Annotated in this window: 1 protein-coding gene; it reads right to left on the reverse strand. The window is 67.8% G+C overall.

Annotated features, from left to right (window positions below; genetic code table 11):
- The coding region (locus MOV75_RS41870) for an ADP/ATP-dependent (S)-NAD(P)H-hydrate dehydratase (RefSeq protein ID WP_247008745.1) at nucleotides 1-447 on the reverse strand (447 nt) is incomplete at both ends.

The raw sequence follows: 447 nt of genomic DNA on the forward strand, positions 1-447 counted from the left end.
GATCGTGGTGTCGGGTCCCTTCAGCAGCACGACGGCGCCGCAACGCTCGGCGGCGGCGCGCACGCGCTCCAGCTTGGAGCGGCCCGGATTCTTGTTGCTGAGGTCGGAGAACAAGCGCGGAAACTCGCCTTCGTGCGGGGTCAGCACCACCGCATTGTCACCTGAGGACTTGATCGATTCGAACAGCCGCTCGGGGGTTGCGGCAAAGCTCGTCAGCGCATCGGCATCGAGCACCAGACGACGTTGGGCGCTGAGCGCGGTGTGAACGAGATCGCAGGTGCGCTCACTGACGCCCGCGCCGGGACCGATGATGCAGGTGCCGTAGCGCTTGTCGCCGAGCAACTCGCCGAACTCGACGACGGTGTCGACGGGACGCACCATGACAGCCGTGAGCGCGGCCGCGTTGATCGCGAGCGCATCGCGCGGGCTCGCCAGCGTCACCAGGCC

The sequence above is a fragment of the Bradyrhizobium sp. PRIMUS42 genome, from assembly GCF_023006515.1.
GTDB lineage: Bacteria > Pseudomonadota > Alphaproteobacteria > Rhizobiales > Xanthobacteraceae > Bradyrhizobium.